Here is a 26,273-nt window from a genome sequence, read left to right as displayed (position 1 = left end):
AGAACCCTGTTCCGCGGGTTCAAAGGATGAGCGGCAGAATGGCCCGGATACGGGGATCGCGCAGATAGAGGCCGCCCCATGTCATCGCGCCCAGAAGCAGGGAAATGACTTCCGGCGGCGACCCCAACTCACCAATGCGGACATGGGCGCAGATGGCGCCGCCCAGAAAGCCCGTCACCAGGATCGCGCCGAGGACGGCGGTGGCCGGGATGGCGTAAAGGATGGCGCAGGCGAGTATGATAGGACCCACGACACGGGTCAGCTCCATCGCGAACCCGGTTTCCTGCAACATGCTCGCGATCCGTGCCGGCGCGAAAAGCTGAACAGTGCCGTCAGCCACCAGAGCAATCACGACAAACGCGCTCATTATCCGGCCGGCCCACACGGCGCGCTGCAAGGTGATGGTTTCAGGCGCCTGATGAAGGTTCATTGTTTGGGGCACCTGTCATTCTCCGATTGGAATATATTCGGAGCTTACTGTGTCTCTTAGATATGATAAGCGCCGAGGTTGAGAACTCACTGTTCTCTCTGCGGGGAACAATACCGAGGCGCGAAAATGCAGAATCTCGAACCCATCCTCATCTTCATAACGGTAGCGGAAATGGAGAGCTTCACTCACGCAGCCGACAGCTTGGGCATTCAAAAGGGAAGGGCCTCAATGGCGGTCCGCAAGCTGGAAGAAGATATCGGTGTCAGGCTCCTGCACCGGACGACGCGCAGCGTGCAGTTGACGGAAGACGGACGCGCATTTCATGCCCGTGCCCGCGATCTGCTTGCTGAAATCGATGACTTACACTCGATGTTCGCAGGCGATCGCGTGGCACTTCGCGGGCGTCTGAGGGTCGATCTTCCGACCGAGGTTGCGCGCACAACGATCGTGCCGGCCTTGCCGGCCTTCATGGCGGCTCACCCCGAGTTGGAGCTGGAGATGTCGAGTACGGATCGGCAAGTCGATCTGGTTCAAGAGGGGTTCGACTGTGTATTGCGGCTTGGAGCCATCCGGGACGAAACGCTGATTGCCCGCCCTCTGGGCCTGTTGCGCATGGTCAACGCCGCCAGTCCCGCCTATCTGGCGCGCCACGGCGTCCCTCTGTCGCTGGAAGATCTGCAGCGTCAGGAACATCGGACAATTCATTTTTCGACGGTGCTGGGCGCAAGACCCTTGGGATGGGAATATCCGGACGGCGACAGCTACGCGACGCTTCAGTTGCCAGGCGCGCTGCACGTCAACAGCGCGCAGACCTACGACGCCGCTGCGCTCGCCGGCCTTGGCCTGATTCAGGCGCCACTCCTGGGGATTGGCCAATACCTGGAGAGCGGAACGCTTGTGGAGGTCCTACCCGATTTTCGTCGACGGGCGATCGCTGTGTCCCTCGTCGTGGCTCATCGGAGCAATCTGTCGCGCCGGGTCCGCGCATTCATGGCATGGATCGAAGACGTGCTGAGGCCGTATCTGGAATAGCGAGCCGAACATCTTCGTCCGTCCGTCGAAATCAACATTCTGAAGTAATGTCCGCCGTGGCGGCCAGGCGGCCCACCAGAATGGGACACTGAAACCGGCTGACATGAGACGCGGAGCGGATGCCCGCGCCTCGGCGGACAAAGACCGTCTCTGGATCAACAAAACTCGCCGCTATTCCTGCCGCTTCTGCGCGATCAAATCGAGCCGCTCGCGGTCTGATCTCTCGCGCTCGTCGCGGTTGCGTACGTCCTTGTAGGCGCGCTCGACCATGTTGGTGCGGGCGCTTGCCGCGGCGATGAGGCCGGCCTCCTGCCTGGCGCTTTCCAGGTTCTCCTCCTGGCGCACGACAGCCTGGGCGATGCGGCGATGGTAGAGATCGGGGAACAGGCCGGAGAGGGAATTGTCCTGGTCGAAATGGCCGATCAGTTCACGGGCTTCGGTCTCGGCGGCGTTTGCGGCGGCGACGAAGGTGGCGTGGCGGGTTTCGTGCAGGGCTTTCAGCTGCTCCTGCACCTTGACGAGTTTCCTCAGACGATCCTTGCGCGTGCTCATGTCACCTCGCCAGTGTGAGGTCGACGAAGCCGTCGACGAACAGCGACAGCATGGTGCCAATGGCGAAATAGAATATCAGCATGCCGCCGGCGATGACGAAGGGCTGGGAGATGAAATAGATCGGGATCTGCGGCGTCAGCTTGTTGACGAAGCCGATCGTCAGGTTGACGAGAATGGCATAGGCGACGAAGGGGCTGCCGAGGCGGATGACCAGGAAGAACGTGTCCGACACGGTGTCGGTGATGTCGACCAGCGCTGCCTGCGGGTTGAAGAAGACGTTGACCGGCGCGACCGTGTAGGACGTCACCAGGGCACGGACGATCTCGTGATCGAAGTCGAAGACGAACAGCATCAGCAGCGCCGAGAACGAAATGATGGCGGCGAGCGCCGCCTGCGGCTCCGGCTCCTCGATCGCCGGTCCGCCGGAGCCGCCATAGCCGATCAGCATGGCGATAGCCGAGCCCATGAAGCGCAGCGCTTCCGTGTAGAGCCTGGTCATGGCGCCGATCAGCCCGCCGACCAGCAGTTCCGAAATGATCATCGGCACCAGGACCTGCGGACGCGGATCGACGAAGGGAAAGATCTTGTCCCACAGGAAGGCGAGCAGGCCGCCGGTGGCGGCGACCGCCACGAACAGCCTGACCTGGACGGGCACGCGGGCGCTGGACAGGCCCGGCATCAGCATGAAGCAGGCGCCGATGCGGCAGAAGGCGAGGAACGCCGCGATGACGACGGCCTGCGAGAGAACGCTCACGATATGGTCCCGAGCACCCTGATCTCGACGCCCTTGGCGATTTCGACGTGGGAGAGCACCGGCAGCGTGGTGAACAGGCGCTCGATGATCATGCGTACATAGGGGCGCGCGTCGGGCGCGGTGACCAGCACGAAGCGCTCGCCGGCTTCCAGGTGTTTCTTGATCGCCTTGGTGGCGTCCTGGCCGAACTCCTCCAACTGGCGCGGATCGATGTCGAACTCGCGCACCTCGCCCTTGGCGTCGCGCTTGAGGCTCTGGTGGAAGGCAAGATCCCAGCGGTTGCCGAGGCGCAGCACCTTGAGCACGCCGCCTTCCGACAGGTCGCCGCAGATCTGCTGGGCCATCCGGATGCGCACATGTTCGACGATCTGCTCGGTGCGGCGCACATGCGGCGCGATCTCGGCGATGGCCTCGATGATCAAATGCAGATTGCGGATCGAGACGCGTTCGGCAAGCAAAAGCTTCAGCACCGCCTGCAGGCCGGGATAGGAGATGTGGGTGGTGCAGATCTCGTCGGCGAGCTTGCGGTATTCCTGGTCCTGGCGTTCGAGCAACGCCTTCATGTCCTTGTAGGAGAGCAGCTGCGGCAGGTTGTTGCGGATGACTTCCGAGAGATGGGTGAGCAGCACCGACATGTTGTCGGCGAAGGTGAAGTTCTCGCGCTTCAGGTCCTCGGCGAAGGTTTCCATGACGGAATAGGCGCGCATGCCGAAGGCTGGCTCGCGAATTTCCTCGCCGGGGATTTCGGGTATGTCGCGGTTGCCGAGCAGCACCATGATCTCGCCGACGCGCATCGAATATTCGGCAACCACGGTGCCGTGCACCTTGATCTGGTAACTTTTCGGCGGGATTGCGAAGTCGTCGGCGACACGGACTTCCGGAACGACGAAGCCGTATTGCTGCGCGAATTTCTTGCGCATCTTGGACATGCGGAAGACCAGTTCCTGATGCGAAACCAGGAGCCGGGTCGAAAGCTGCTTGCCGATCAGGAGTTCGATCTCGGCGGTGGCGAGCGAGGCCTTGACCGAGTTCTTTTCTTCCTCGGCCTTGGTCGCCTTCTCCTGGCTCTTCAATGCCTCGGCCTCGGCGACCGCGCGGTTGTGGCGCATCGGAATGACATAGCCGAGGCCAGCCATGCCGGCGGCCAGCGCGAAGAACGGGAACAGTGGCAGGCCGGGCATCAGGCCGAGCAGAACCAGCAGCGCCGCCGCCACATAGAGCGCGCGCGGATGGGCACCGAGTTGGCCGAACACGGCCTGGTTTGTGGAGCCGCGCGTGCCGCCCTTGGAAACCAAGAGGCCGGCGGCGAGCGAGACGATCAGCGCCGGGATCTGGGTGACGAGACCATCGCCAACCGACAGCTTGATGAACACGTCGGCGGCCTCGCCCATGCCCATGCCGTGCCTGATGTAGCCGATGGCGATGCCGCCGACGATGTTGATGGCGGTGATGATCAGGCCGGCAATGGCGTCGCCGCGCACGAATTTCGAGGCACCGTCCATCGAGCCGAAGAAGGAGGATTCCTCTTCCAGTTCGCGGCGGCGCAGCTGCGCGGTCTTGTCGTCGATCATGCCGGCGGAGAGATCGGCGTCGATCGACATCTGCTTGCCGGGGATGGCGTCGAGGGTGAAGCGGGCGCCCACCTCGGCAATACGGGTGGCACCCTTGGTGATGACGATGAAGTTCACCACGATCAGGATCATGAAGACGATGAGGCCGATGACGAAGTCGCTGGCCATGACCAGCTTGGAGAAGCCGGCGATGACATAGCCGGCGGCGTGCGTGCCCTCATTGCCATGCGACAGGATCATGCGCGTGGTGGCGATGTTGAGCGACAGGCGCAGCATGGTGGCGATGAGCAGCACGGTCGGGAACGAGGAGAAATCGAGCGGCCGCTGGATCCACAGCGCCACCATCAGGATCAGCACCGAAAGCGCGATCGAGAAGGCCAGCCCGATGTCGATGAGAAAGGCCGGGATCGGCAGGAACAGCACGGCCAGGATGATGACGATGCCGAGCGCGAAGAAGATGTCGCGGCCGTTCTTGGCCACCGCGCCGGGCTGGATGCTTTCGCTGATCGCCATTCTCGTCCTCGAACCCATAGGGCTGCCGAGCATGCGACAGCCCGGCGAGGGTAGCTGGCCAAGCTTGCGCGAGGGTGGGAGAGTGGCCGGATCGACTCTCTCGCGAAGGACTATCCATGCTGCTGATCATCGGTACGATCCGCCTGCCGCCCGGCAGGCTCGACGAGGCAAGGCCGGTGATGGAGCGCATGGTTCGCGCCAGCCGCGCCGAGGACGGATGCCTTGAATATTCCTACGCGCAGGATGTGCTTGATCCCGGCTTGATCCGGGTCACCGAGGCATGGCGCGACCGGCCGGCACTCGATGCGCATTTCCGCTCGCCGCACATCGCCGACTGGCGCGCGAGCTGGCCGGGGCTCGGCATCGGCGAGCGCAATCTGGTGCTCTACGAGGCCGGCGAACCCATGCCGACCTGAACGGTCCGGCGCCTCGCCAGCCGCCAGCAAGCAATCAGGTTTCGGCGGTATCGGCGGTGGCAACGCCGACCAGCCACCGCCTGACGGCTCGTTCCTCCGACGCCGACAGACCGGTGGCCAGTTCGGTCTCGATCGCATGCACACGGTCCCGGCATCGCCGCAGCAGCGCCTGTCCACTGGGGCTGAGCTCGATATGCTGGATGCGCCCATGTACGGCGTGGGGCTTGCGCAGCAGCGAGCCGGCGCGCTCCAGATTGGTAACGATGACGCTGAGCGTTTGCGGGGTGAGCAGCGCCAGCCGGGCAAGATCGGCGTTGGAGAGGCCGGGATAGGCCGCCAGCATGGTCAGCGTGACGAATTGCGGCTGCGTCACGCCGAGGTCGGCCAGCGCCCGGTCGACCCTCAGCCGATGCGCGCCGGCGGCCTGCCGCAGGAGATAGCCGAGATAGCCTTGCTCGCCGCGTTTGCCTTCGCCCGGAGCCGGAACCGAGGCATGTTGATCTGGCTTGCGCATGATGTAAGAGCTCTTATATGTTGTTCGAACCCTGAGATTATAGCAGAGCAAGGACGATGACGATGGCCTATCGGATTTTTCTCGCCGGCGCTTCGGGCGCCATCGGGCAGCGGCTGATCCCGCAACTCCTGGCCGCCGGCCATCAGGTGACGGGCACTACGCGCAATGCCGACAGAGCCGCCAAATTAGGGACCCTTGGCGTCGAGCCAGCGGTTGTGGACGTGTTCGATGCCGACGCACTGTCGCGGGCGATGCGTGCTGCCCGCCCCGACATCGTCGTCCACCAATTGACCGACCTGCCGGCAGGCCTGGACCCGAGCCGCATGGCCGAAGCTGTCGTGGGCAACGCCCGCATCCGCGAGGAGGGCACACGCAATCTGGTCGCCGCGGCCGTCGCATCCGGCGTCAGGCGCATGGTGGCGCAAAGCATCGCCTGGGCCTTCGCGCCAGGCTCCGAGCCGCATGCCGAGGCCGATCCGCTGGATAGCGGCGCGAGCGGCAATCGCGGAATCAGCGTCGGCGGGGTCATCGCGCTCGAAACGGCCGTGCTCAATGCACCATTCGCCGGCATCGTCCTGCGCTATGGCCAGCTCTACGGCCCCGGAACAGGAGCGGACACGCCCGCCGGCGCGTCGCCGCTGCATGTCGATGCGGCTGCCTATGCGGCGCTGCTTGCACTGGACAAGGGCGCGCCAGGCATCTTCAACATTACCGAACCCAATGAGGCCGTCTCGACGCGAAAGGCGGCCGAGGAACTCGGCTGGTGCGCCGATTTCCGCTTGCCCGCCTGAACCAATCCGCTCGGAGACATCGACATGATCACCCATCAAGCTCGTTTGCGGACCGGCCAGTCCCTGATCGCCGTCAGTGCCGTCGCGGTTCTGTTCGCGCTGGCGGCCAAGTGGACCGGTCCGGGTTTGATGGCTGTCGAGCCGGTCGGCATGGAAACGCACATGAACATGGAAGGCGCTGCCGAAGGTAGCTCCGCCGCACGGCCCAAGACGGTCGTCACGCCTGTCTCCTGTGAAGGGCTACCCAACGTACCGGGCAAGTCGATCACCACGGTCGTCGTCGCATTTCCTCCAAATGCTTATACGCCCCGCCATCGGCATCCGGGCTCGGTCAGCGCCTTCGTGCTGAAGGGTACGCTGCGTTCACAACTGGCGGGCGGCCCCGTCGGCACCTATGCGCAGGGACAAACATGGTTCGAGCCGCCCGGGGCGATCCATCTCTTCGCCGAGAATGCCAGCACGACGGAGCCGGCCGAACTGCTGGCGACCTTCATTGCCGACGACGATTGCGGCCCGCTGACGATCCCGGATTGACCACCGCGCCGGTGGCTTTCCGATCCAGGGCTGGAAAGGCGGGCGGCATCGCGGCCATATTGGCGCCTTCGATGTCGGCATTGTGGTTGTCACGACGTGCCGCCCGGCGTATCAGGCGGGTCTTCCTTTGCCTTTGATATCGGCGAGCCGCCCCGTGCTTTCCAGAAACCAACCCCAAGTCTACGCCCGCCGGCTGCGCGCGGTGCTTCTGAGGTCAATCCCTCTGCTGGAGGCGCGCGGCATTGCCGTGGTCATCCTGGCGGGCGTTGTCGGCGTCATGGCAGGCATGCTGGTCACCGCGATGAGCCAGATCGTGCAGGATCTGCACGGGCTTCTGTTCGGTGTCCAGCCCGGCGGCCGGCTGTCCGGCATGTTCTCACTTGCCGATCCGATGCAGGCACTGATCCCGGCGATCGGCGGCATCCTGCTCGGGATATCGGTGGTCTGGCTCAGGCTTCGGAAATTCCGCACGCCGGTCGACCCGATCGAGGCCAACGCGCTCTATGGCGGGCGCATGTCACTGACCGATACCTTCATCATCGTCGTCCAGACGATGATTTCCAGCGGCTTCGGCGCTTCGGTCGGCCTGGAGGCCGGCTATACGCAGGTCGGCTCCGGCGTCGCCTCGCGGCTGGCGCGCGCCTTCCGGTTGCGCCGCAACGATGTCCGCATCCTGGTCGGCTGCGGCGCCGCCGGCGCCATAGCCGCCGCCTTCGATGCGCCGCTGACCGGCGCCTTCTACGGTTTCGAACTGGTCATCGGCATCTACTCGGTCGCCAATGTCGCGCCGGTCATGACCGCGGCGATCTCCGCCTCGCTGACGGCGGAAGTGTTCGGCGGCGTGCCGTTTCCGCTCGAGCTCTCAGGGTTGCCGCAACTCACCGCCAGCCAATATGTGCCGTTCCTGCTGCTCGGCCTGCTTGGCGGGGCGGCCTCGATCGCCATCATGCAACTGGTCACGCTGATCGAACGCGGTTTCAACAGGCTGTCGGTCGATGCCTCGCTGCGCCCCGTCATCGGCGGTGTCCTGGTCGGGCTCCTGGGGCTGATCACGCCGCAGGTCCTGTCCAGCGGCCACGGCGCGCTGCATCGCGAGTTCGCCATGAATTACGGGCTGGCGGTGGTGGCGAGCGTCTTCGTGCTGAAACTGGCGGCGTCGGCCATCTCGCTTGGCTCGGGCTTTCGCGGCGGATTGTTCTTCGCCTCGCTGTTCCTCGGCGCGCTGCTCGGCAAGGCGTTTGCCGGTGTCATGGCGCTCGTCTCGCCAGCCACTGGCATCGACCCCTCCGTCGCCGCCGTCGTCGGCATGACGTCGCTTGCCGTCGGTGTCGTCGGGGGTCCGCTGACCATGACCTTCCTGGCGCTGGAATCGACACGCGACCTGACGCTCACCGGCGTGGTGCTGGCCGCCTCGATCATGGCGGCGATCCTGGTGCGCGAGACCTTCGGCTATTCGTTCTCGACCTGGCGCTTCCACCTGCGCGGCGAGACGATCCGCAGCGCCCACGATGTCGGCTGGATGCGCAGCCTGACCGTCGGCTCGATGATGCGCAAGGATATCAAGACCATCGATGCGTCGACGACGCTGGCCGCCTTCCGCAAGGAATTCCCGCTGGGGTCGGCCCAGCGCGTAATCGCCGTCGATCCGGGGGATGAGTATGTCGGCGTGCTGATCGTGGCCGAACTGCACAGCGATCCTTCCGGAGGCGAGGCGACGGTGCGCGATCTTGCCCAGTACAAGGATGCCGTGCTGGTGCCGAGCATGAACGTGCAGGCCGCCGCCGAGACCTTCCAGCGCGCCGGCGCCGAGGCACTGGCCGTGGTCGAGGATTTCGCCGACCACATCGTGCTCGGTCTGCTGACCGAGGGCCATTTGATGCGGCGCTATGCCGAGGAACTCGAAAAGGCGCGCCGGGACCTGTCGGGGGAGGGATAAAGGCGCGGGCCTGTGGATGGCACTCGGATGAATCGTTACCTGAAGATTGTATATCCCATCTCACCTTTGGGATGCTCCTGTGTCCATTGAAGCACCAGCTGGGTTGGCACTATCAAGCTGATCTGCCCCTTAGGATGATAACAGTTCTTGCCGTGCTTCATGTAGAACGCTCCGTGACCTTTCACGTAAACGCGCCCTCGGGCTGGATTGGTCCCCTCGATTTCAGCAACGTGATAAAGGAGACCGTGGCCTTGCGTGTTTCGGACGACGGCGCTCATACCCAGGAGCGCGGTGCGGTAATAGGCTTCGATCTCGGCTTCAGTCTGATCTATACATGGTGACCTAGGCGTTGGGTGAGCGTTCCGATATTCCTCCAATTCTTTTTTGAAAGCCTCTGGAACTCGACGAAGCCGTGGTAGAGGAAGTTTGGTCATCCTGCGTCCTTCAGGGTTTAGCTTTACGTACTTGCGAAAACTGGGACAGGGTTTCAGAACAAACTTCCTTGGGCTTTCTCGGCCCCCGAAAGCTCGTCAAGCCGAAGTACTCCGAGAAGCTGCCATGTTTGCGGACGCTTCGCTTGGTTTCCCACGGCAAAAGCCATACCCCTTGCAGGGTATTCAACGTTAAATGTACGATTCATCCATTCGAGCACATCTGCTTCAGACTTACCGCTGCGGATACCGTTGTAGAACATTGCATGTGCTTCCCAATCACCATCCACATAGGTGTGCTCAGCCTCATCGTCGCCGAACCTGAACCTGAACTCGTATGGGGTGGGTTCCAACGCCTCCAATTCCCTGTCGAGTAACGATCCTTGACGTGCAGCTTTCGCGTAAGCTTCACGCTCCTCTGCCATCGCAGCGTCGGTTTTTCGTTTCCATTGGAAGTTCGGGTCAATTGGCCGGATCAGTGCCAAAGATTGACCGCGACGTGCGGCTTCGGCGACGGAGGGGAGGATCAGTGGATCAAATGCCCGGGATCGCTCTTTACGCGAAAGCTCGCCAAGTATCTCGATACTCTCCTCATGGACGTGACAGCTTTCCTCCCGCTTGTCTCGGCGAGGTTTGGAATAACGAAATCGAACTTGGTCCCATCGTTTGAAACTAGTTTTGCCGGAAAGGTGTCGAAACCGAATGGGGTAGAGGCGCTTCCATTTCCCGTCGGGCGTTACACCTGCGCAGCAAACAGTCTCACCATACAGCTTGCTAGGCTGCGGCAACGCCTTCACGAGGATGGTAACGCGGCATTCTTGGGGCGTTCCGGACATAGCGTTCGGGGCTGTCTCCGTAAAGATCGCAGACCTCGAACTCCGCCGACTCCGTCATGGCCCCCGCGACGATGGACCTATGACAGGTCACCGGATCGCGTTCGAAGCATAGCAGGCACGTAGGCTTTTCCCCCGCCACGACCACTAGCTCCCTGAGGGACGATTGAGCATCGTCAGAATCAAGGTGTGCTGAGTATATAGCACGGAATTTGTCAAAAAATCCCGCGCGGGCGGCGTCCCTTCCGGGTTTTGGATCGCCGAGATCAATGAAGTGCAAATATTCGATGCCCTCTGCTTCGAGCCGAGTCGATAAAGCCTTCTTAGAGAATCCCTTCTTGCGGGAGAGCGCAACCGCGCGGACGTCTGCCAGACGCTCTATGCCCACCGCTTTTAAAGTTGCGACAAACCGTTCAATGTCCGTCCCTTCGTATCCAATCGTGTAAACGACGCTCATTGCGATTCCTCAACCTCGGTGTCTCGAATACTTGCATTTAGAGCTGGCGTCGACCTGAGGCGATCACGCATGGCGTCACAGATTGTTTCACTTGCCCCTGAAGAAAACGTTTCAGATCGTCATAGAACCACTGTCAGTGCTCGATCGGTCCCTTGGCCGGCACCAGAGCCGTGCCGGCTGTCGTCGGGCGCTCGATGACGCGGCGCACGCGCGGCGGCTCGTCGCCCGAGTGCAGCGCCCGCAAGCGTTCGCCGACCATGGCATCGGCATGGGTGATGCGGCCGTTATGCCTGACATATTCGAGCCAGGTCGGCGTGTGGTAATGCTCGATCCAGATCGACGGATTTTCGAGATCGCGCGCCAGCGTCCAGTTACGGGCGCCGTCACGGCGGCGGATGCGGCCGCGCTCGGCCATGGTGGCGAGGAATTCCGCCTCGTCCTCGCGCCGGATCACATATTCGATCATGATGGCGATCGGGCCGCTGCGCGGCTTGAGGTCGAGCGCGAGGTGCGGTTCCTTGAAGCGGTTGAGCGGGTCGAGGTTGAGCACCTGCTGCTGCGGCAGCGGCAGTACGAGGCCGATGGCGCCGCCGGCCAGCATGGCGATGGCCGCGGCGATCAGCGCCGTCTCGGCACCATGCGCATCGGCAACGACACCCCAGATCCAGCTGCCCAGTGCGATGCCGCCGAAGGTGGCGGTCTGGTAGACAGACAGGACCCGGCCGACCACCCAGCGCGGTGTCGCCATCTGCACGGTGACGTTGAAATGGGACAGCGCGATCACCCAGCAGGCTCCGCCGACCAGCAGGCCGAGCGAGGTCTGCCAGGCATGCTGGCTGATGGCGGCGTTGAAGGCGCAGGCAGCGAAGCCGGCGAAGGCACAGCGCACCATCGTCTCGCTGGAGAGCAACTGCCGCAGCCGCACGCTGATCAGCGCGCCGCCGACGGCACCGATGCCGAAGGCGCCCAGCATGATGCCGTAGGTCAGCGCGTCGCCCTTGACGACGTCGCGCGCCACCAGCGGCAGCAGCGCCAGCACCGCGCCGGCGCTGAAGCCAAAGGCCGCGCCCCTGACCAGCACCTTGCCGATGTTGGGCGACATGGCGACGTAACGCAGGCCGGCGCCCATGGCGGCCCCCAATGACTCGCGCGGCAAGGTCGAGACCGGTAGATCCGGTTTCCAGCGTGCCAGCACGACGATGAGGCCGATATAGCTCACCGCGTTCGCCGCGAAGGCGGCGGCCGCGCCGGCGGCCGCGACGATGATGCCGCCGATCGCCGGGCCGACGCTGCGGGTCAGGTTGAACCCCATGGAATTCAGCGCCACGGCGGCAGGCACCTTGTTGCGCGGAACGATGTCGCCGACGGAGGCCTGCCATGACGGGCTGTTGAGCGCCGTGCCGCTGTCGATCAGGAAGGTAAAGGCCAGCAGCGTCCACGGCGTGATCAGGTCCAGATAGGTGAACGCGGTCAGAAGCACCGAAACGACCAGCATGAAGGTCTGGGCGACCAGCATCACCTTGCGGCGGTCGAAGCTGTCGGCGATGGCGCCGGCGACAAGCGCGAACAGCATGATCGGCAAGGTGGTCGAGGCCTGGACCAGGGCGACCTGATAGGGCGAGGTGGCGATGGTGGTCATCATCCAGGCGGCGCCGACGCCCTGGATCAAGCCGCCGAAATTGGAGACGAGACTTGCGCCCCATACGGCGCGGAAGATGCCGTGCCGGAACGGCGCCAGCGCCGAGACGCTTTCGCTATCCGGCTTTTCGTCAATCATCGGTGGGTTCCTGCCACGGCGCGCTGATCCTTGCGGTGATCCGTTTCCCCGCATGATTTGCCGAAACTATGGCATCGCGGCGCAAAGCGCGAATGCCTTGCGGGGAAGATCATGGTCCAACAAGGGGATAGCGAAGGGCCACACGCCTCTGACGTTTCAGCGCGCCTCGGCGACGGCCGCGTGCAGTGCCTCGGTCAGGTGGCCGGTGGATTGGCCGCCGGCATGGAGACGAAGGAAAAGCTCCATTCCCACCAGCCGAAGCCTCGAGGCCTGATCGCGCCTGGCGAGGTCGATCAGGTCCGCGACCGAAGATGCCGGCCACTTCATCGCATCGCGCAGAAAGCCGCCATGCAACAGGGACTCGGTGCCGGCTGTGAAGTTCGCCGATACCTGGAAACCGTTCTTCCTGGCCCTCACGTTCTGAAGTGGAATGTGTTTTTCCGCGACTTTCTTCAAAAGCCATTTTCCTTGCTTCTGGCGGTATTTGTGTCGCCGAGGCAGATGGATCGCGAAGTCGATCAGCCGGTTTTCGAGGAACGGCACCCTGAGCTCAACCGAGGCCGCCATGCTGAGCCGGTCATGCCGGTTCAGCAGATCCTGCAGATGCGAATACATGTCGTGAAGGCAGCATCCAAGGAAGGCGCGGTCGCCAAGCGGCGTCACCGGCTCGAGCCGGTCGAAAATCTTCGCCTGAAGGAAATTCAATTCCGGCGAAAGCGCCCTGAGCACGACGTTGCGATCCCAGGCATGGCCACCCGCGATCGATGTGCGGAACGGGGCATGACGCTGGCGCTCGAATTTGCGGGTCAGGCTTCGCTTCGAAAGAAACAGCCGCCTCGGCCAGGACCAGGGCCGCCACAATTTCAGGCTGGCTTCCTGCCAGTCGTAGCCGCCAAAGAGTTCGTCGGCGCCTTCACCGGTCAGCAGCACCTTGATGCCATCGGCCCGGCACTGCTCGGCGAGCGCGAGCAGGCAGACATGGCTTGCATGCCAACCGTCGCTTTCCAGATGCCAGATGGTCTTCGGCCATAGGTCGAGGAACCGGTCCTTGTCGACCGGCACCCTGTTCAGCGGCACATGGGCTTGGCTGGCGGTGCGCTCGGCGTCATCGGCTTCGCTGTGGCCAATGCCGGGATCGACGACATAGGCCGTCATCTCCGGCCTGAACCGTTTGGCCAGCGTGGTGACGAGACCAGAATCGACACCGCCGCTGCAGGCCGCGGCCAGGCTGGTATCGGCGATGCAATGGAGCTCGACGCTGTCCTTGATCAGCGCTTCCAGTGTTGCCATGTGCTCGGCGTCGCTGGTCGTATCGCCAACGATGCGGGCGGGGTCGAGCGCATCGAGGACATGCCAGAAACAGCGCTTCTCAATGCCGGCATCGCTGATCTTCCACAGGCCTGCCGGCGGCAGCCGCTCTATGCCCTGGAACAGGCTGGAACAGGAGTCACGGCTCTGCCAGGCAAGGCGCAAGGTGATCTCGCGCGCATCCACGCTCCGTGCAACGCCATCGCAGGCCAGGATCGCCTTGTCCTCGGAGGCGAACAGGATTCGCTCGCCCGTCTCGGCCACCGACATCGGCTTGATGCCGAGACGATCGCGCGCGAGCCACAGGGCGCCGGCACGCGCGTCGAAATAGGCGATGGCGAACATGCCGTCGAACATCGGGATCGCCTTGTCCGGCCCCCAGTGATGCAGCGCTTCGAGAACCACCTCTGTATCCGAGACCGTCCGGAACCGCCTGCCCTCAGCCTCCAGCGCGTCCCGCAGCGAGCGATAATTGTAGACCTCGCCATTGTAGACCAGCACGCCCTTGCCACAGGCCGTGAGCATGGGCTCGCGCGCCTGCGCGGACAGATCGATGATCGACAGCCGCCGGTGACCGAGCGCCAGCCGGCCGTCGTTCCAGCTGGCATGGTCGTCGGGCCCGCGATGGGCCAGCGCCTGCATCATGCTGTTGACGTCGGCGATGTCGCCGCCGCTGATCGGATCGCGTTTGCGCCAGACGCCGGCTATGCCGCACATGGCGTGCCGGCCGGTCTGGGCTGGTCCGGGGTTCTGCGAGAAGCCATTGGGACAAAACGATCGCCTGGCCGGGAGTGGCCAACACGGCAATCTAGCCGGAACCGGGTCAACCGCAAGCGGGCCGCCGCTTTCAGGGCATTCCCAAGGGAAGCCGCACCGTCCCGGAAGGTTCCAGATCAGAAACCGTTCTGGATGCGCTCGAAGATGACATTGGTGAAAGCCGATATCTGGCCGCCGATGAAGGGACCCGTAAGCGCCACCACAAGCATGATGGCGACGATTTTGGGCACGAAGGTCAAGGTGATCTCCTGGACCTGCGTCAGTGCCTGGATGAGCGCGATGCCGATGCCGACCGCCATTGCGACCAGCACCACCGGCGCGGAGGCGGTCAGCACCGTCCACACCGCATACTGGACGATGTCGAGAGCGTCGGCCTCATTCATGTGGCGGTTGGCCTAGCTCGCCGGCTTGATCGATACGCCCGCGCCGACGGGGACCGTGGTGCCATCCTGCAGCACCGCGATCAGTCCGTTGCTGCCAAGCGTCACCGACGCCACCGTGCCCGTGGTCTTGCCATCGGCCGAGGTGATGTTGCGGCCTATGAGAGCGTCGGCCTGCGACAGCGCCGACGACTGCATGATCTGGTCGAGCTTGGTGTTGGTCTGCACTGACTGCTCGACCTGCGAGAAGGTGGCGAGCTGGGCGACGTACTGCGTCGAATCCATCGGCTTGGTCGGATCCTGGTTCTTCATCTCGGCGATCAGAAGTTTCAGGAACGAGTTGTAGTCGACAGCGGTCTTGGCGGTCTGCGTGGTGGTCTGGTTGGCGCCAACCGGTATCGAAGTCGTCATGTCCACGGTCATTAGTATCGTGCTCCCACGGCCAGCGGGCGCGCGGCGCCCGGAACGTCGTCATTGCCGCCAAGCGCGCGGCGTTCGAGAGGATAAAGCGAACGGATCGCCTTCAAGGCCTCGTAGATGTGATCCTCGCCGACCATGCGGTCGACCTGTTTCAGCGCGTTGCCGATCTCGGCGTCTTCGAAGCTTGCAATGAGCAGCGGCAGCGAGCGGCGGAACATCTCGCGCGCTTCATCGGCACCAGCGGGGTTCATCAGCATGACCTGCACGATGAAGTAGAGCTGCCGCAATGGCGTCGACGCCTCGTCGGCCTGGATCACGTGGCTCTCGAGCAGGAACTGCACGTCGTTCATCAGCTCGACGGTGACCTTGCGGTCGACGCGGATGACCGCGCCGTTGATGTAGATCTTCTCGTTGGGCTTCAGTGATATCTTCAGCGTGTTGGTCATTGAATGCCGTCGCGGATGATCTGGGATACTTCGATCAGCCCCTCGAAATTGTCGGTGCGGCCCTGGCGGATGTCCTCCGCCTCGCGCAGCAGCCACAGGCCGATGGAAATCAGGTTGGCGCGCAATTCCTTGGGGAGCGCATTGTCGCTGGAGCCGAGGTCTTCGACGAAGACAGTCCAGATACGGTTGGTGAAATTCAGTGCCTCCACGGCCTCCATCGAATCCCGGCCGGCCGCCGCCGCGGCCGACAGCATGTCGATCGAGCGGGTCAGCAGCTCGCGCTCGCGGTCCTTGGCGTCCGTGACGGAGGTGCTTTGGACGTCGGCGTAGGAGAATTGGTACATCGTTGGCTCTACCGTTCCGGTTCAGAGTGCTTTCAGGTCAGGTAATTCAACAGGCTGAGCTGCTGCAGGCGCGCCGTCAGAGCAAAGGACGTCTCGATATGCTGCGTCAGGTCGGCGACGCGGGTCGCGGCTTCCGCCGGATCGACTGCTTCGAGATCCAGAATGTGCCGTTCGAACAGGTCGATCTGCGTTTTCATACGGTCGCTGGCGTCGGACACGCGCTTCTGGACGATACCGGTCTGGGATTGGACCTGCGCGATGCCGCTCAGCGCCTCGCCGACCAGTTTCTGCGAGTGGTCGATGATGCTGTCCTTTGCCGCCTGGCTGATATTGGTGGACATCAGGCTGGAGACCATGGCCGCCGCCATGGCGAGCTTCCTGATGCCGTCGTTGTTGGCGCCGGTCGAGGTCTCGGTGGTTTCGTTGAGCGCGATGCGGCTGACGATCTGCTGGTCGGTGGCATTCGACATGTTGGTCTGCCAGCCCGCGCCGAGGAACTGCGGCGTGACATAGTTGGTGATGAAATCGTCCATCTGGGCCGCGGTGATGTTGGCCGCGAGCGGGTCAGCGGGCGTGAAGCCGAATTTGGCGACGAAGGAGGCGTCGAAGGCAGCCTTGGCGGGAGAGCCGGCGGCGGTGAAATCGTTGATCGGCTTGACGTCGGTGTTGGTGCCAGCGAACAGATATTCGCCGTTGACGCTCGTGTTGAGGATCGACGTAAGCTGCTGGATAGTTGTCTGGCCGGTCGATTGGGTCAGGCTGTCTGAGTTGTCGCCCGACGATGCGGTGGTCAGGCTGGACAGGAAAGTCTGCGCGACGTTGGAGAGCTGGCCGAGCGAAGTCTGGGTCGACGAGAGCCGGGCGGCCACCAGTCCGTTGGAATCGACAATGACGTTGAGCCGGTCGAGGTCGCGCGAAAAGGTAACGGACTGGGCGGTACGTCCACCAAGTGCCAGACCGACATCGGCGACCTTGCCGGTCGAGGACTCCTTCGTGGCTTTGACGAGATCGGCTTGCATGCGCATCTGCTGATAGCGCATGGCATTCGTAAGGGCAGCAGAGGAGACGAAGGTCATGGCTTATCCCACCGCGTTCAACAGCGCCGTCATCATGTCGTCGACGGTCTTCATCATCCGGGCGGATGCCTGATAGGTGTGCTCGAGATCGAGCATCAGCGACATTTCCTGATCGACATTGACGCCGGTTGCGTTGGACAAGGCATCGGCACTGCGCTGTGCCAGGGCTTCTTTGGCGTCGGCGGCGGTCGAAGCCTGCTGACGAATGCCCTGCAACCAGCCTATCGAATTGGCGGCGTAGTCGGCAACGCTGGAGGTTGCCGAAATCCCGGCCGAGGGATCGAACGTCATCGGCTTGTCGAGCTGGTCGCCATAGGCGACCAGAAGATTGGAGTATGAAGGCCCGCCAGTGGTGTTGGCGATGTAGGCGGCGCCGTTGGCGCCCCCGTCGCGCAGCAATGTCGGGTTGCCGCCGGCGCTGGGGTCCATAGCGGCATTGATCTTGATCGTTCCAGCAATGCCATCGACGAGCGTGCCTGCGGCTGGCACCGCCGGTGCGCCCGGCCAGGTGAACAGGCCTGCCGCGTTGGGCATCGACGGTGCCGTTTCGGCAAAGGCGGTGATCAGGCCGCGCGCGGTTTCGTCGAGCTGGCCCTGCATTGTCGAGGCGACGCCGTCACGCAATTGCAGCAGGCCGGCAATCGTGCCGCTGGCGGTGGTGTTGCCGCCGCTGCCCGCCGAGACCGGTACGTTGTCGATATAGACGGTGTTGCCGGCCGCACCCGCGGCATAGCCCGAAGATGGGGCGAAGCTGACGGTGCGTGGGATCGTCTCGAACAATGTCGTGCCGTCACCCGTGGTGATGACCATGTCATTGTCGCCACGCGTGAAGGTCGATACCGGAATGTAATTGGCGATCTTCTTCAACAATGCGTCGCGTTGGTCTAGCGCATCGGAAACGTCGGTGCCGGAACGGGTTCCGGACATGACCGCCGTGTTGGCATCCTGGAACTGGTTGAGCAGCGAGTTGAGATCTTTGACGGCGGTATCGATCTGGCCGTCGGTTTGGGTACGAAAGTCCTGAATGGCCTTGGAGCCTTCATTCAGGGACCGCACGACCTGTTTGGCCGCGTCGATGACGCTCGCGCCAAGATTCTGGTTGGACGGCGAGGTCGCGTATAGTTGCAGCGCCTGCTGCAGGTTGCCGATCGCAGTCGAAGGTGAGGAGGCGTTGTCGACGCCATTCACTGAAACGTCGAGCTGATCCATGCCGCTGTAAAGCGCGCTCTGGCCGGCGTAGGCGGACAGGGCGCCGAGGTTCTGGCGAAACAGCAGGTCGTTGGCTGCACGCTGGACATCAACCGAACGTGCGCCGGGGCTCGTGCTGGTGACGAGCGCGATGCGGCGCGAATAGTTCGGATTGTCGGCGTCTGCCACATTGCGCGTGACGACGCTTGTCTGCCGCGAGGTGGCCAGAAGCGCCGATTGGGCGATGCTCAGTGCGGTGGAAAGCGACATGCTGGTCTTTCACGGGCGGAGCCCGGTTATCTCTTCAGGTTGACAAGGACGTCCATCAGATCGGAACCGGTCTGGAAGACTTTCGAATTGGCGGTATAGCTGCGCTGGGCCGCGATCATGTCGGTCAATTCCTCGGCGATATCGACGTTGGAATTCTCGAGCGCGCCGGAGATGATCGAGCCGGCCTTGCCTTCATTGGCAAAGCCGACACGGACCGCGCCGGACTCAGTGCCTTGCGCGTAGACGTTGCCAGGCAGCGCCTTGAGCTGGTCGGGGCTCTGCACGTCGGCCAGCGGAATCTTGTAGAGCGGCTTGGAGGTGCCATCCTTGTACTGAGCGTAGATGGTGCCATCCTTGCTGATCTGGATCTTGTCGATGGTGCTCGGCGCATTGCCGTTGACCTGGGCATCGGAAACGGTGAATCCGGTCCCGAGCTGGGTCAGCTTCGACAAGTCGAGATTGAGGCTGGCGCCACCCGGCACGGTGAATGAAATGCCTGTGGGTGTGCCGGTCAGCTTGCCCGTCGTGGTATCGAAGGTCAGGTTGGCTGAGCCGAGCGCGCCGCCGGCGGCGTAGGGAAAACCGGTTCCAGGCGTTGCCTTCGACTGATCGAAGACTGCTACCTCCCAGGTGCCGGTGCCGGTGTTGGTGAAATAGACGTCGAGCAGCTTCTTGTTGCCGAGATTGTCATAGGCGACCATCGACGTTTTCTGAGTGTACTGTGCGGTGGCGGCGTTGGCGCTGGGCAGGTTGGCGGCAGCGACCGGTGTCGCGCCCGCCGGCAGATTGCCACTGAAATTACCCTCGGTGCTCGGTGTCGCGGTCAGTCCCTGGTCGGAGATGACGACCGGCTCGAGACCTTCGAAGCCGTTCACTGTCGCCGCCGGCGTGCCATTGGCGTAGCTGTAGGCCATCAGCTGAAAGCCGGCGGCATTGACCAGCCGGCCCTGTGCGTCGGGCACGAAGGCGCCGGCGCGGGTCAGGAAAGGCGTGCCGCTGGGATCCTGGACGACGAAGAAGCCATCGCCGCTGACGGCAAGGTCGGAAACCGATGTCGTGTATTGAAGCACGCCCGGATCGCTGACCGCCTGGCGGATCGTCGTGGTGACGCCGCCGGAATTATAGGCGCCGCCTGTCGACGGCATGATCAGCGTCGAAAATTCAGCCGAGGACCGCTTGTAGCCGGTGGTGTCGGAGTTGGCGATGTTGTCGGCTGTCGTCGACAAGCGGTTTGCCTGTGCGTTCATGCCGGAAACGCCGGTCCGCATCATTCCGTAGAGGCTCATCGAGATGTCTCCGCAATATCCATGCCACTGGCTTCGAGGCTACGCGTCCTGTCTTGCGCGAGGCTGGCGCGGCGCCGCATCAGAACACGAGCCGGTAGCCGAGGAAGCGCTTGGAATCGATAGGGTCGGTGCCCAGCTTCTCGCGCAGTTTCTTGCGCAACTTGCTGATGTGGCTCTCCACCACGTTCTCCTCGACCTCTTCGTCGAAGATGCCGTAGATGGCGTTGAACACCTGGGTCTTGGTGACGCGGCGGCCGCGGTTGCTCGCCAGATATTCCAGGATACGGCGCTCGCGGCGCGGCAAGGGCAAAGGCTGGCCGTCGATCTCGGGATCGCGGCCGTCCATGAAGATGCGCATGGCGCCGATCTCGGTATAGGCGACGTCCTCGCTGGCGCGTCGGCGGATGGCGGTGATGCGGGCCAGGATTTCGCGGATGTGCACCGGCTTGCGGATGACGTCGTCGACGCCGCTCTCGAACAACCGCAGCGTGTTTTCCAGCGAATGCTGCTCGCTGAGCGCAATGACCGGAGCCCCGGTGCGGTCGCGGATCTGGCGCGGCGAGATCGCGCCGTCACGGCAATCGCCGATCAGGAAGGCCCGGACCGAGCGCAGATCGGTGTCGGCGGCCGAGTTGACCCACTCGCCGAATTCGCCCGGTGCGAAACCGGCGCAGGCGATCCCCTCGCGGTCGAAAAGTGAATTGTAGCCCTCTGTCACGAGCTCTCGCTCGTCAACGATAACGATCATCGGCCCCGCCTCCGAATCAGCACATTTGCCCCGTGGGGAAAGGCGTATCCGCTGCCGGGAATCCTGAACAACCGTCATTTCTTATAACTAGTTTCTTGGGAGTCTGGAATCGGATCGGTTGCATTAGCGTGCAGCCAGATATGCTTGCGGGTGCAAGTCTTGACCAAGTCGTGCCGAACCGCTCCGCAGTCGGGGATTGATGTATTAGAAGCAGAAAATGCGCTTACGGGTTGCAGAAGGTGCGCGCGTTCGTGGTCCATTTGCCAAAGCCGGTGGCAACCATGTTGGCGATCACCCTGCAGACATAGACCTTCTGCGCCGGGTCGTTGTCGGGACCGGCATGATAGCGGGCGACGGCCATCGACCAGGTCTCGTGGCGGGCATGGAGGCTGGCCAGGAAGCGCGCCGCGTAGTCGACGTTCTGGCGTGGGTCGAGCATGTCCTCGACGCTGCGGAAATGCGAGGCGTGGTAGTGATGGTTGATCTGCATGCAGCCGAGATCGATCAGCGTCTTGCCCTCGCGCTGGGCGTTGGCGAAGGCGGCAAGCGCTTCGGTTCGGCTTCTCGGAAAGACTGCTTTTCCTTCTATATTCAATGCGTTGGGCTGAAGACTGCCCTTGTTGCCGGTTTCCGTCAACCCGACCGCATAGAGGATGCCGGCGGGCACGCCATAGCGGTCGGCGGCACGCAGGATCTCAGGTTCGCAGGGATTGGTGGCGGCGCCGGCGCTGCTCGCGAGGCTAGATAAATATATCGCCGCCAGCGCGCTCGCGAGAAGGCGAAGCGACGCGGCCGTGTGTTTGCGCATCATCATGGCTACCCCTTGCGGAATGCTGACCCGACTGCTGGCCACCGGCCCCATTATTGCCGCCGCCGGAGTTTCCGGGCTGGAAGGATGATGGATCGCGGCCGGGTGCCGCGCTCACGGAGGCGGTTGTATCCGTCCGGGTTGTGGAGGTGACTGCAATCGATGGTTGCAGGATGGTCACCTTGTCAACCTCGAAACCGAGCCCGCGCAGCGACTTGACGATCGCTTCGCTGTCGCTGGAAAGCCGGCGATAGGCATCGTGTGTTTCGGGCTTCAACTCAATCGACAGTTGTTCTCCGGAGAGCCGAAGATGGGCCGTGACCATGCCCAGTTCGGCCGGGTGAAGTTCGATCTTCAAGACATGTGTCGGAACGGCAACAGAGCCCGTCAGCTGAGCGGTCGCGGACGCCGTGGCGAGCGCCTGGTTCGGGCCGCCGTCGGCTGAAATGGCGCCGATCACGTTGAGGGCCGCCTGGCTCATCGGGGCCTGCGGCGGCGCGGGGAAGCTGCGCTCGGAAACGACGTCGATGCGTGCCGCCGCCGACTGCTGTTTTCCTGGTTCGGACCGCAATGAAGACTGAAGGTCGGCGATGGATTTCAGCTGCGGCGCCGCCTGCTTCGTCTCCACGCCCGGCACCTCCGCGGATGTCTCGGGCAGGGGGCCGGCCTCGATCATGCCGTCGTGTCTTGGCGCGCCGGCGGCATCGCGGACGAGCTGACCGTCGAGTTTGGTCAACGGCCCGTCTGCGAGCGATACCCGCTCAGGCTTGGAGATGGGGTCGAGACCGTCACTGGCGGCGGCGGATTTCTGCCGATAGCCCTTCGAGGGAAGCTGTCCAACGACAGCGGCGTCCTGTCCTGTTTCGCCCGCGCTCGAGTCGGCCGACTTGGCTGACGTCGAGAAATGGCGCAGGTCATGAAACGCCATCAGCAGCGGCAGATGCTCGTCGAGCGCGGTTGCACCCGGTTCGATGGCCGACGCGTCGGCATCGGCATCCTTGTCCGTCCCGGTGTCCTTGCCGTCCTTCATGGATTTCGCGGCAGATGATCCACTCGGCGTGGTCCTTGCCTTGCCTGCGGGCATCGGCTCATCCTCGCCAGTCTTCGCCGCAAGGTCTGCCGCAAGCCTGCTCCAGCGCGGATCGCGAGAGCCGGCCTCGGCCGGTGGCTGCTTTTCCGAATTGGCAGGGCTCGCGCCGCCGTGCACCATCTTGCCGAAACCGGTGTCGTCCTTCTTTCCAGGCGCGGCCGGCTGCTCGGCCGTGCGCGCGGCGGTAAATCCTGGCAGGGCCGGGCCGAGGCTGGGGGTCATTTCGGGGCGGCTCCAAGCATCTGGTCGATCAGGTCGAGCTGTCGACGGGTTTTTGTCATGGCGGCGTCGGTCGGGTCTGTCGTGTCGGCGCTGGCCGAGGTCGCCGGCGCCGATGCCGGCAGGGCGGTTGCCGCGTCGGTTGCCGGCGCGGATGCGTTCGGCGCAGCAGGCGCGGCGGCCAGGGATGGCGCCACGGCCGGCCGTTCGGAGACGGCGCCCTCGACGGGGGGCAATCCGGCGGCATCAGTGGTCGGCACCGCCGCAACCTCCGGTTCGGGTGCCGGCACCACTGGTGCGGGCGCCGGATTTGCGGCCGCAAGTGAGGCAGGCGGCGCCACCACTTCGCCGGCGATGGCCTGGGCCGCGTCGAGCAAGGCGCGGTCGCCGTCCGACAATTTGCCGCGGTCGATCTTGCCCAGTTTGGCGCGCACGTCCTCGATGGTATCGGAGGTCACCGTGGACAGGCTGGAATAGAGCAGGGCGCGCGGATCGCCCTGATTGGTGTTGCCGTCGCGACCCTGTTCGGCCCGTGCCGAGGCGAAGGCCGACAAGTCGCTCATGCCGTCAATCGCGGCGCGGCGGGCGATGCGCAGATAGATCACTTTCTCGCGCTCGGGATCCATCATCGAGGTGATGTCGGCAAGCTTGTCCTGGCTGATTGACATGTGCAGTGCGATGACGCCGGAGACGAAGGAGTCGGCGAACTGGCTGGCGTAAGGCGAATAGAGATAGCGCTCGACATATTGGGTCGAGGCAAGCGCGAACCGTGCCGCGTCGCCTTGCGTCACCGCAATGCCGACCGAGCGCCGCAAAGCCGCTTCCTCGACCAGAGTGCCGGGGCTGAGCAGCTTGGCCTCATCGAGCAGCATCAGCGCGGCGGCCGGCTGGTCCGTGGCGAGCAGTGACCCTTTGACCAAAGCGAGGAACGCGCCGAGATCGCTTGGCTGGGTCATCGGGTCGATCGGCCTCAAGGCTTCGATCGCCTCGCCGGGCCGGCCGTTCAGATAGCCGATCACGCCTTTGGCGATGGCAAGGTTCCGCGGATCGGAGGCGGCGCGCGATACGGCCGCCTCGACGGTCACCGGATTGCCGCCGCTCATGCCGTAGACCAGCAGCGCGCGAAAATTCTTGGGATCCTTGAAATCCTCGGCATCCGCGGCGCGCAACCGGGCATCGGTCATCTCGAGCAATTTGGCCTGCATCGGCATCGCGGCATGATCGCCGGCCGCGATACGGTCCTGGACGAGCTGCAACGAGCGCACCAGCTGATAGGGCTGCAGCGTATCCTGGGCGAGGCCCGTGGACGGACACGCCGCGGCCAGCAGCAACAGGCCTGTCAGGCGGCTGGTCAGCGCCCCCCTCTTCATCCGCCGGTCGCCATCAGGATCTCGATGCGGCGGTTGGCCGCCGACATCGGGTCTGCCGGATCCTTGGGCTGGCGATCCGCGAAGCCGGCAACCTCGGTGATACGGCGTTCATCGACGCCACCACGCACGAGCATGTAGTAGGCCGAATGCGCGCGCGCCGTCGACAGCCGCCAATTGTCGTAGTTGGCGCTGCGGAAAGGGCGCGCATCGGTGTGGCCGTTGATGCTGATGGTGCCCTTCTGGCTGTTGACGATGCGGCCGATCTTCTCCATCGCCAGCACCAGTTCACGGCTCGGCACCGCCGATCCGACCTCGAACATGCCGAAGTCGAGCTGATCGGTGATGGAGATGACGACACCCTTGTCGGTGGCTTCGACCGAGACACCGTCATGCAGCTTGTCGCCGGGCTTGAAGGCATCGGCAAGCTGCTGCTTGACGTCGGCGGCCGCTTTCACCGCGGCGGCGGTCGGAGCCTTGTCCGCCGCCTCGGGCTTTGCGGCCTCCTGCTGCGCGACGGCCTTGGGCGTATCCGCAGCTTTGCTGTCTCCAGCCTTGGCGTTGCCCGCCTTGGCATCCCCGGCCTTGGCATCCCCAGCTTTCACATCGCCGGCCTTGGCCGTTGCCGCGGCGGCATCCTTGCCATCCCCGGCCAACGGCTCCAGCGGTGCGTCCTTGATCGGTGGTGCCGGCGGCACGGCCTTGACCTTGGCGATCTGTGTCTCGGCAGCCTTGTCGCCGGGCTTGAGCGGATCGCCCTCGACCCTGGGGCGCTGGGCACTCGCCTCGGCGCCAGGTGCGGCGACCTGCTGCGACCAGAAGTCAGGCTCGAAGGGATCGCGGTAGGACGCGCCGCCCGAGGCGCCCGTCGCCGGACCAGAATTCTGCGCGCCGCCGTCGCCTTTCTGGCTGACATTCTGCATGACGCCGGTCTCCGTGGCGATCTCCGAGAGCACCGCATAGGGGTCGGCGAAGAGATGCTCGTCGGACTGTTGCGACTGCTGCGGTTCCTGCTTGTCTTGCTTGCGGTTGGATGAGCCCGCGGCGCCGCTGCCGTCCTGCCCGGCCTTGGTTATCGCTTCCTGCGGTTCGTCGGCCATCAGCCCGACCGAGCGCGGCCCATTGCCGAGATCCTGGAGGCCCTTGCGGCTCGACTCGCGATCGACCAGCTTGACGGGATTGAAGTAGCTGGCGACGGCCGCCTTGGTTTGTTCGTTGGCGGCATTGATCAGCCACATGACCAGGAAGAAGCACATCATCGCGGTCATGAAGTCGGCGAAGGCGATCTTCCAGACGCCGCCATGATGACCTTCGTCGTGGTCGTCATGCCCGCGCCGCACGATGATGATCTCGTGCCTGCCGTGATCGGCATCGGCGACGCTCATGACAGGACCTCGGAAAGGGTTGCCGACCATTCGGCCATGTGCGTCTCGAACACGGCCTCGTCGATGGTGACCGTCAGGTCGAAGCCGGGCGCCTCGATGAAGTCGAGATTTTCGGCGCGCGGCCCAAGCGATGCCTTCAGCGTTTCGGACAGCGAGAGTGGCCCGCGGACAGCGATGCGCACGGCTTCGCCATCGCGGACGGCTTCGCGGATCGCGCCGGCGAGCGCTTCAAGCGAGCGCTTGCGCAGATCGTCGCTGACAACGCCGCCGATGATGCGGGCGACCGTGGCGCCGACAAGATCCGTCACGCGCGCCTCCATGGCGTCGAGCCGCGACGAAACCGCCTTACCGACATCGCCACCGAAGCTGTCGAGAAACGCCCTCGCTTCCTCGGCATTTGCCTGGCGTTCCGCTTCCAGCGCTGCTTGATGGGTCGCGGCAAGCCGTTCGCCGAGCGCCGCCTCCGCCTGGGCAACCGCCTCGGCGATCAGCGTGCCGATATCGGCCGGCGGTGCCGCCGCCTCGGGCTTGTGCTCGGCGGCGGGCTGGGGCTGGCTGGCGCGTTGCGCGCGCGTGCCGAAGTCCGGAAGAAGATCGAAGAGGGCTGCGGAGGGCATGGT

General features: G+C 63.9%; 27 protein-coding genes. 5 read left to right on the top strand and 22 right to left on the bottom strand.

Annotated features, from left to right (window positions below):
* Nucleotides 1-19: 19 nt before the first annotated feature.
* Entirely contained in the window at nucleotides 20-442 is a 423-nt protein-coding gene (locus EN804_RS06860; RefSeq protein WP_135918978.1) for a DoxX family protein, read from the bottom strand.
* A gap of 114 nt (nucleotides 443-556) precedes the next feature.
* Between EN804_RS06860 and EN804_RS06855 the strand changes: the two genes are divergently transcribed.
* Entirely contained in the window at nucleotides 557-1,462 is a 906-nt protein-coding gene (locus EN804_RS06855; RefSeq protein WP_135918977.1) for a LysR family transcriptional regulator, read from the top strand.
* A 171-nt stretch (nucleotides 1,463-1,633) separates the two neighbouring features.
* On the opposite strand, the gene EN804_RS06850 is transcribed toward EN804_RS06855, so the two are convergent.
* The 3 genes from EN804_RS06850 to flhA are packed head-to-tail and all read right to left on the bottom strand — an operon-like array spanning nucleotide 1,634 to nucleotide 4,852.
* Complete coding sequence (locus tag EN804_RS06850; RefSeq protein ID WP_135918976.1) at nucleotides 1,634-2,014, bottom strand: hypothetical protein; 381 nt, start codon at nucleotides 2,012-2,014, stop codon at nucleotides 1,634-1,636.
* 1 nt (nucleotide 2,015) lies between these two features.
* Complete coding sequence (fliR, locus tag EN804_RS06845) at nucleotides 2,016-2,768, bottom strand: flagellar biosynthetic protein FliR (protein ID WP_135918975.1); 753 nt, start codon at nucleotides 2,766-2,768, stop codon at nucleotides 2,016-2,018.
* The gene (gene flhA, locus EN804_RS06840) at nucleotides 2,765-4,852 is read right to left on the bottom strand and encodes a flagellar biosynthesis protein FlhA (RefSeq protein ID WP_127869888.1); all 2,088 of its coding nucleotides are present in this window, start codon (nucleotides 4,850-4,852) and stop codon (nucleotides 2,765-2,767) included. Before flhA ends, fliR begins: the two co-directional genes overlap by 4 nt.
* A gap of 116 nt (nucleotides 4,853-4,968) precedes the next feature.
* Between flhA and EN804_RS06835 the strand changes: the two genes are divergently transcribed.
* Nucleotides 4,969-5,268 (top strand): putative quinol monooxygenase, encoded by a 300-nt coding sequence (locus tag EN804_RS06835; protein WP_135881302.1) that lies wholly within the window; start codon nucleotides 4,969-4,971, stop codon nucleotides 5,266-5,268.
* Nucleotides 5,269-5,302: 34 nt separating this feature from the next.
* On the opposite strand, the gene EN804_RS06830 is transcribed toward EN804_RS06835, so the two are convergent.
* Nucleotides 5,303-5,782, bottom strand: a complete 480-nt coding sequence (locus EN804_RS06830; RefSeq protein ID WP_127281171.1) for a MarR family transcriptional regulator — start codon at nucleotides 5,780-5,782, stop codon at nucleotides 5,303-5,305.
* Nucleotides 5,783-5,844: 62 nt separating this feature from the next.
* Between EN804_RS06830 and EN804_RS06825 the strand changes: the two genes are divergently transcribed.
* From EN804_RS06825 to EN804_RS06815, 3 genes are all read left to right on the top strand, one after another.
* On the top strand, nucleotides 5,845-6,573 hold the full coding sequence (locus EN804_RS06825) for an NAD(P)-dependent oxidoreductase (protein ID WP_135918974.1): 729 nt from the start codon (nucleotides 5,845-5,847) through the stop codon (nucleotides 6,571-6,573).
* Between the two features lie 24 nt (nucleotides 6,574-6,597).
* Complete coding sequence (locus EN804_RS06820; protein ID WP_135918973.1) at nucleotides 6,598-7,107, top strand: cupin domain-containing protein; 510 nt, start codon at nucleotides 6,598-6,600, stop codon at nucleotides 7,105-7,107.
* A gap of 154 nt (nucleotides 7,108-7,261) precedes the next feature.
* Complete coding sequence (locus EN804_RS06815) at nucleotides 7,262-9,043, top strand: chloride channel protein (RefSeq protein ID WP_135918972.1); 1,782 nt, start codon at nucleotides 7,262-7,264, stop codon at nucleotides 9,041-9,043.
* A gap of 487 nt (nucleotides 9,044-9,530) precedes the next feature.
* On the opposite strand, the gene EN804_RS06805 is transcribed toward EN804_RS06815, so the two are convergent.
* The 17 genes from EN804_RS06805 to EN804_RS06725 all read right to left on the bottom strand — a co-directional run bounded on the left by EN804_RS06805 (nucleotide 9,531) and on the right by EN804_RS06725 (nucleotide 26,270).
* Nucleotides 9,531-10,310: a hypothetical protein gene (locus EN804_RS06805; protein ID WP_246693377.1), complete on the bottom strand. Its 780-nt coding sequence runs from the start codon at nucleotides 10,308-10,310 to the stop codon at nucleotides 9,531-9,533.
* Nucleotides 10,249-10,764, bottom strand: a complete 516-nt coding sequence (locus EN804_RS06800; RefSeq protein WP_135865575.1) for a DUF488 domain-containing protein — start codon at nucleotides 10,762-10,764, stop codon at nucleotides 10,249-10,251. The genes EN804_RS06805 and EN804_RS06800 overlap by 62 nt, the downstream gene beginning before the upstream one ends.
* 133 nt (nucleotides 10,765-10,897) lie before the next feature.
* Nucleotides 10,898-12,541 carry an MFS transporter gene (locus tag EN804_RS06795; protein ID WP_135865573.1) on the bottom strand — a complete coding sequence of 548 codons (1,644 nt, stop codon included), beginning with the start codon at nucleotides 12,539-12,541 and terminating at the stop codon, nucleotides 10,898-10,900.
* A gap of 156 nt (nucleotides 12,542-12,697) precedes the next feature.
* Complete coding sequence (gene asnB, locus EN804_RS06790; RefSeq protein ID WP_135918970.1) at nucleotides 12,698-14,566, bottom strand: asparagine synthase (glutamine-hydrolyzing); 1,869 nt, start codon at nucleotides 14,564-14,566, stop codon at nucleotides 12,698-12,700.
* A gap of 176 nt (nucleotides 14,567-14,742) precedes the next feature.
* Nucleotides 14,743-15,009, bottom strand: coding sequence for a flagellar biosynthesis protein FliQ (gene fliQ, locus EN804_RS06785; protein WP_013893193.1), 267 nt, complete (start codon nucleotides 15,007-15,009; stop codon nucleotides 14,743-14,745).
* 12 nt (nucleotides 15,010-15,021) lie between these two features.
* Entirely contained in the window at nucleotides 15,022-15,429 is a 408-nt protein-coding gene (gene flgD / locus EN804_RS06780; RefSeq protein ID WP_127280391.1) for a flagellar hook assembly protein FlgD, read from the bottom strand.
* Nucleotides 15,429-15,872, bottom strand: a complete 444-nt coding sequence (gene flbT, locus EN804_RS06775) for a flagellar biosynthesis repressor FlbT (protein WP_127869880.1) — start codon at nucleotides 15,870-15,872, stop codon at nucleotides 15,429-15,431. Before flbT ends, flgD begins: the two co-directional genes overlap by 1 nt.
* On the bottom strand, nucleotides 15,869-16,216 hold the full coding sequence (flaF, locus tag EN804_RS06770) for a flagellar biosynthesis regulator FlaF (RefSeq protein ID WP_127869879.1): 348 nt from the start codon (nucleotides 16,214-16,216) through the stop codon (nucleotides 15,869-15,871). Before flaF ends, flbT begins: the two co-directional genes overlap by 4 nt.
* 32 nt (nucleotides 16,217-16,248) lie before the next feature.
* Nucleotides 16,249-17,292, bottom strand: a complete 1,044-nt coding sequence (locus EN804_RS06765; RefSeq protein ID WP_127280388.1) for a flagellar hook-associated family protein — start codon at nucleotides 17,290-17,292, stop codon at nucleotides 16,249-16,251.
* Between the two features lie 3 nt (nucleotides 17,293-17,295).
* A complete protein-coding gene (gene flgK, locus EN804_RS06760; RefSeq protein WP_135918969.1) occupies nucleotides 17,296-18,750 on the bottom strand; it encodes a flagellar hook-associated protein FlgK in 1,455 nt (484 codons plus the stop codon).
* A gap of 26 nt (nucleotides 18,751-18,776) precedes the next feature.
* The gene (locus EN804_RS06755) at nucleotides 18,777-20,036 is read right to left on the bottom strand and encodes a flagellar hook protein FlgE (protein WP_135881293.1); all 1,260 of its coding nucleotides are present in this window, start codon (nucleotides 20,034-20,036) and stop codon (nucleotides 18,777-18,779) included.
* Nucleotides 20,037-20,115: 79 nt separating this feature from the next.
* Nucleotides 20,116-20,784, bottom strand: coding sequence for a response regulator transcription factor (locus tag EN804_RS06750; protein ID WP_015315897.1), 669 nt, complete (start codon nucleotides 20,782-20,784; stop codon nucleotides 20,116-20,118).
* Nucleotides 20,785-21,007: 223 nt separating this feature from the next.
* Nucleotides 21,008-21,595 carry a transglycosylase SLT domain-containing protein gene (locus EN804_RS06745; protein WP_167531313.1) on the bottom strand — a complete coding sequence of 196 codons (588 nt, stop codon included), beginning with the start codon at nucleotides 21,593-21,595 and terminating at the stop codon, nucleotides 21,008-21,010.
* Complete coding sequence (locus EN804_RS06740; RefSeq protein WP_246693376.1) at nucleotides 21,525-22,622, bottom strand: flagellar hook-length control protein FliK; 1,098 nt, start codon at nucleotides 22,620-22,622, stop codon at nucleotides 21,525-21,527. The genes EN804_RS06745 and EN804_RS06740 overlap by 71 nt, the downstream gene beginning before the upstream one ends.
* A 278-nt stretch (nucleotides 22,623-22,900) precedes the next feature.
* Nucleotides 22,901-24,271 (bottom strand): chemotaxis protein MotC, encoded by a 1,371-nt coding sequence (locus EN804_RS06735; protein ID WP_135918967.1) that lies wholly within the window; start codon nucleotides 24,269-24,271, stop codon nucleotides 22,901-22,903.
* Nucleotides 24,268-25,653 carry a MotB family protein gene (locus tag EN804_RS06730; RefSeq protein ID WP_135918966.1) on the bottom strand — a complete coding sequence of 462 codons (1,386 nt, stop codon included), beginning with the start codon at nucleotides 25,651-25,653 and terminating at the stop codon, nucleotides 24,268-24,270. Before EN804_RS06730 ends, EN804_RS06735 begins: the two co-directional genes overlap by 4 nt.
* Nucleotides 25,650-26,270: a hypothetical protein gene (locus EN804_RS06725; RefSeq protein WP_135918965.1), complete on the bottom strand. Its 621-nt coding sequence runs from the start codon at nucleotides 26,268-26,270 to the stop codon at nucleotides 25,650-25,652. The genes EN804_RS06730 and EN804_RS06725 overlap by 4 nt, the downstream gene beginning before the upstream one ends.
* Nucleotides 26,271-26,273 lie beyond the last annotated feature (3 nt).

The organism is Mesorhizobium sp. M8A.F.Ca.ET.161.01.1.1 (assembly GCF_004792105.1).
Lineage (GTDB): Bacteria > Pseudomonadota > Alphaproteobacteria > Rhizobiales > Rhizobiaceae > Mesorhizobium.
The sequence above is the reverse complement of the archived record's forward strand: the minus strand, read 5'-3'. Positions and strand labels throughout refer to the sequence as shown.

What these genes read in the sequence shown, in the direction of transcription:
- EN804_RS06730 (WP_135918966.1), bottom strand. Translation starts at nt 25,653, where the DNA reads ATGAGCGTCGCCGATGCCGATCACGGCAGGCACGAGATCATCATCGTG.
- flaF (WP_127869879.1), bottom strand. Translation starts at nt 16,216, where the DNA reads ATGTACCAATTCTCCTACGCCGACGTCCAAAGCACCTCCGTCACGGAC.
- flbT (WP_127869880.1), bottom strand. Translation starts at nt 15,872, where the DNA reads ATGACCAACACGCTGAAGATATCACTGAAGCCCAACGAGAAGATCTAC.
- EN804_RS06805 (WP_246693377.1), bottom strand. Translation starts at nt 10,310, where the DNA reads ATGTCCGGAACGCCCCAAGAATGCCGCGTTACCATCCTCGTGAAGGCG.
- flgK (WP_135918969.1), bottom strand. Translation starts at nt 18,750, where the DNA reads ATGTCGCTTTCCACCGCACTGAGCATCGCCCAATCGGCGCTTCTGGCC.
- fliQ (WP_013893193.1), bottom strand. Translation starts at nt 15,009, where the DNA reads ATGAATGAGGCCGACGCTCTCGACATCGTCCAGTATGCGGTGTGGACG.
- EN804_RS06745 (WP_167531313.1), bottom strand. Translation starts at nt 21,595, where the DNA reads ATGATGCGCAAACACACGGCCGCGTCGCTTCGCCTTCTCGCGAGCGCG.
- EN804_RS06750 (WP_015315897.1), bottom strand. Translation starts at nt 20,784, where the DNA reads ATGATCGTTATCGTTGACGAGCGAGAGCTCGTGACAGAGGGCTACAAT.
- EN804_RS06755 (WP_135881293.1), bottom strand. Translation starts at nt 20,036, where the DNA reads ATGAGCCTCTACGGAATGATGCGGACCGGCGTTTCCGGCATGAACGCA.
- EN804_RS06825 (WP_135918974.1), top strand. Translation starts at nt 5,845, where the DNA reads ATGGCCTATCGGATTTTTCTCGCCGGCGCTTCGGGCGCCATCGGGCAG.
- EN804_RS06765 (WP_127280388.1), bottom strand. Translation starts at nt 17,292, where the DNA reads ATGACCTTCGTCTCCTCTGCTGCCCTTACGAATGCCATGCGCTATCAG.
- EN804_RS06820 (WP_135918973.1), top strand. Translation starts at nt 6,598, where the DNA reads ATGATCACCCATCAAGCTCGTTTGCGGACCGGCCAGTCCCTGATCGCC.
- EN804_RS06740 (WP_246693376.1), bottom strand. Translation starts at nt 22,622, where the DNA reads ATGAAGGACGGCAAGGACACCGGGACGGACAAGGATGCCGATGCCGAC.
- asnB (WP_135918970.1), bottom strand. Translation starts at nt 14,566, where the DNA reads ATGTGCGGCATAGCCGGCGTCTGGCGCAAACGCGATCCGATCAGCGGC.
- EN804_RS06850 (WP_135918976.1), bottom strand. Translation starts at nt 2,014, where the DNA reads ATGAGCACGCGCAAGGATCGTCTGAGGAAACTCGTCAAGGTGCAGGAG.
- EN804_RS06830 (WP_127281171.1), bottom strand. Translation starts at nt 5,782, where the DNA reads ATGCGCAAGCCAGATCAACATGCCTCGGTTCCGGCTCCGGGCGAAGGC.
- EN804_RS06800 (WP_135865575.1), bottom strand. Translation starts at nt 10,764, where the DNA reads ATGAGCGTCGTTTACACGATTGGATACGAAGGGACGGACATTGAACGG.
- flhA (WP_127869888.1), bottom strand. Translation starts at nt 4,852, where the DNA reads ATGGCGATCAGCGAAAGCATCCAGCCCGGCGCGGTGGCCAAGAACGGC.
- EN804_RS06735 (WP_135918967.1), bottom strand. Translation starts at nt 24,271, where the DNA reads ATGAAGAGGGGGGCGCTGACCAGCCGCCTGACAGGCCTGTTGCTGCTG.
- EN804_RS06855 (WP_135918977.1), top strand. Translation starts at nt 557, where the DNA reads ATGCAGAATCTCGAACCCATCCTCATCTTCATAACGGTAGCGGAAATG.
- flgD (WP_127280391.1), bottom strand. Translation starts at nt 15,429, where the DNA reads ATGACCGTGGACATGACGACTTCGATACCGGTTGGCGCCAACCAGACC.
- EN804_RS06795 (WP_135865573.1), bottom strand. Translation starts at nt 12,541, where the DNA reads ATGATTGACGAAAAGCCGGATAGCGAAAGCGTCTCGGCGCTGGCGCCG.
- EN804_RS06835 (WP_135881302.1), top strand. Translation starts at nt 4,969, where the DNA reads ATGCTGCTGATCATCGGTACGATCCGCCTGCCGCCCGGCAGGCTCGAC.
- EN804_RS06725 (WP_135918965.1), bottom strand. Translation starts at nt 26,270, where the DNA reads ATGCCCTCCGCAGCCCTCTTCGATCTTCTTCCGGACTTCGGCACGCGC.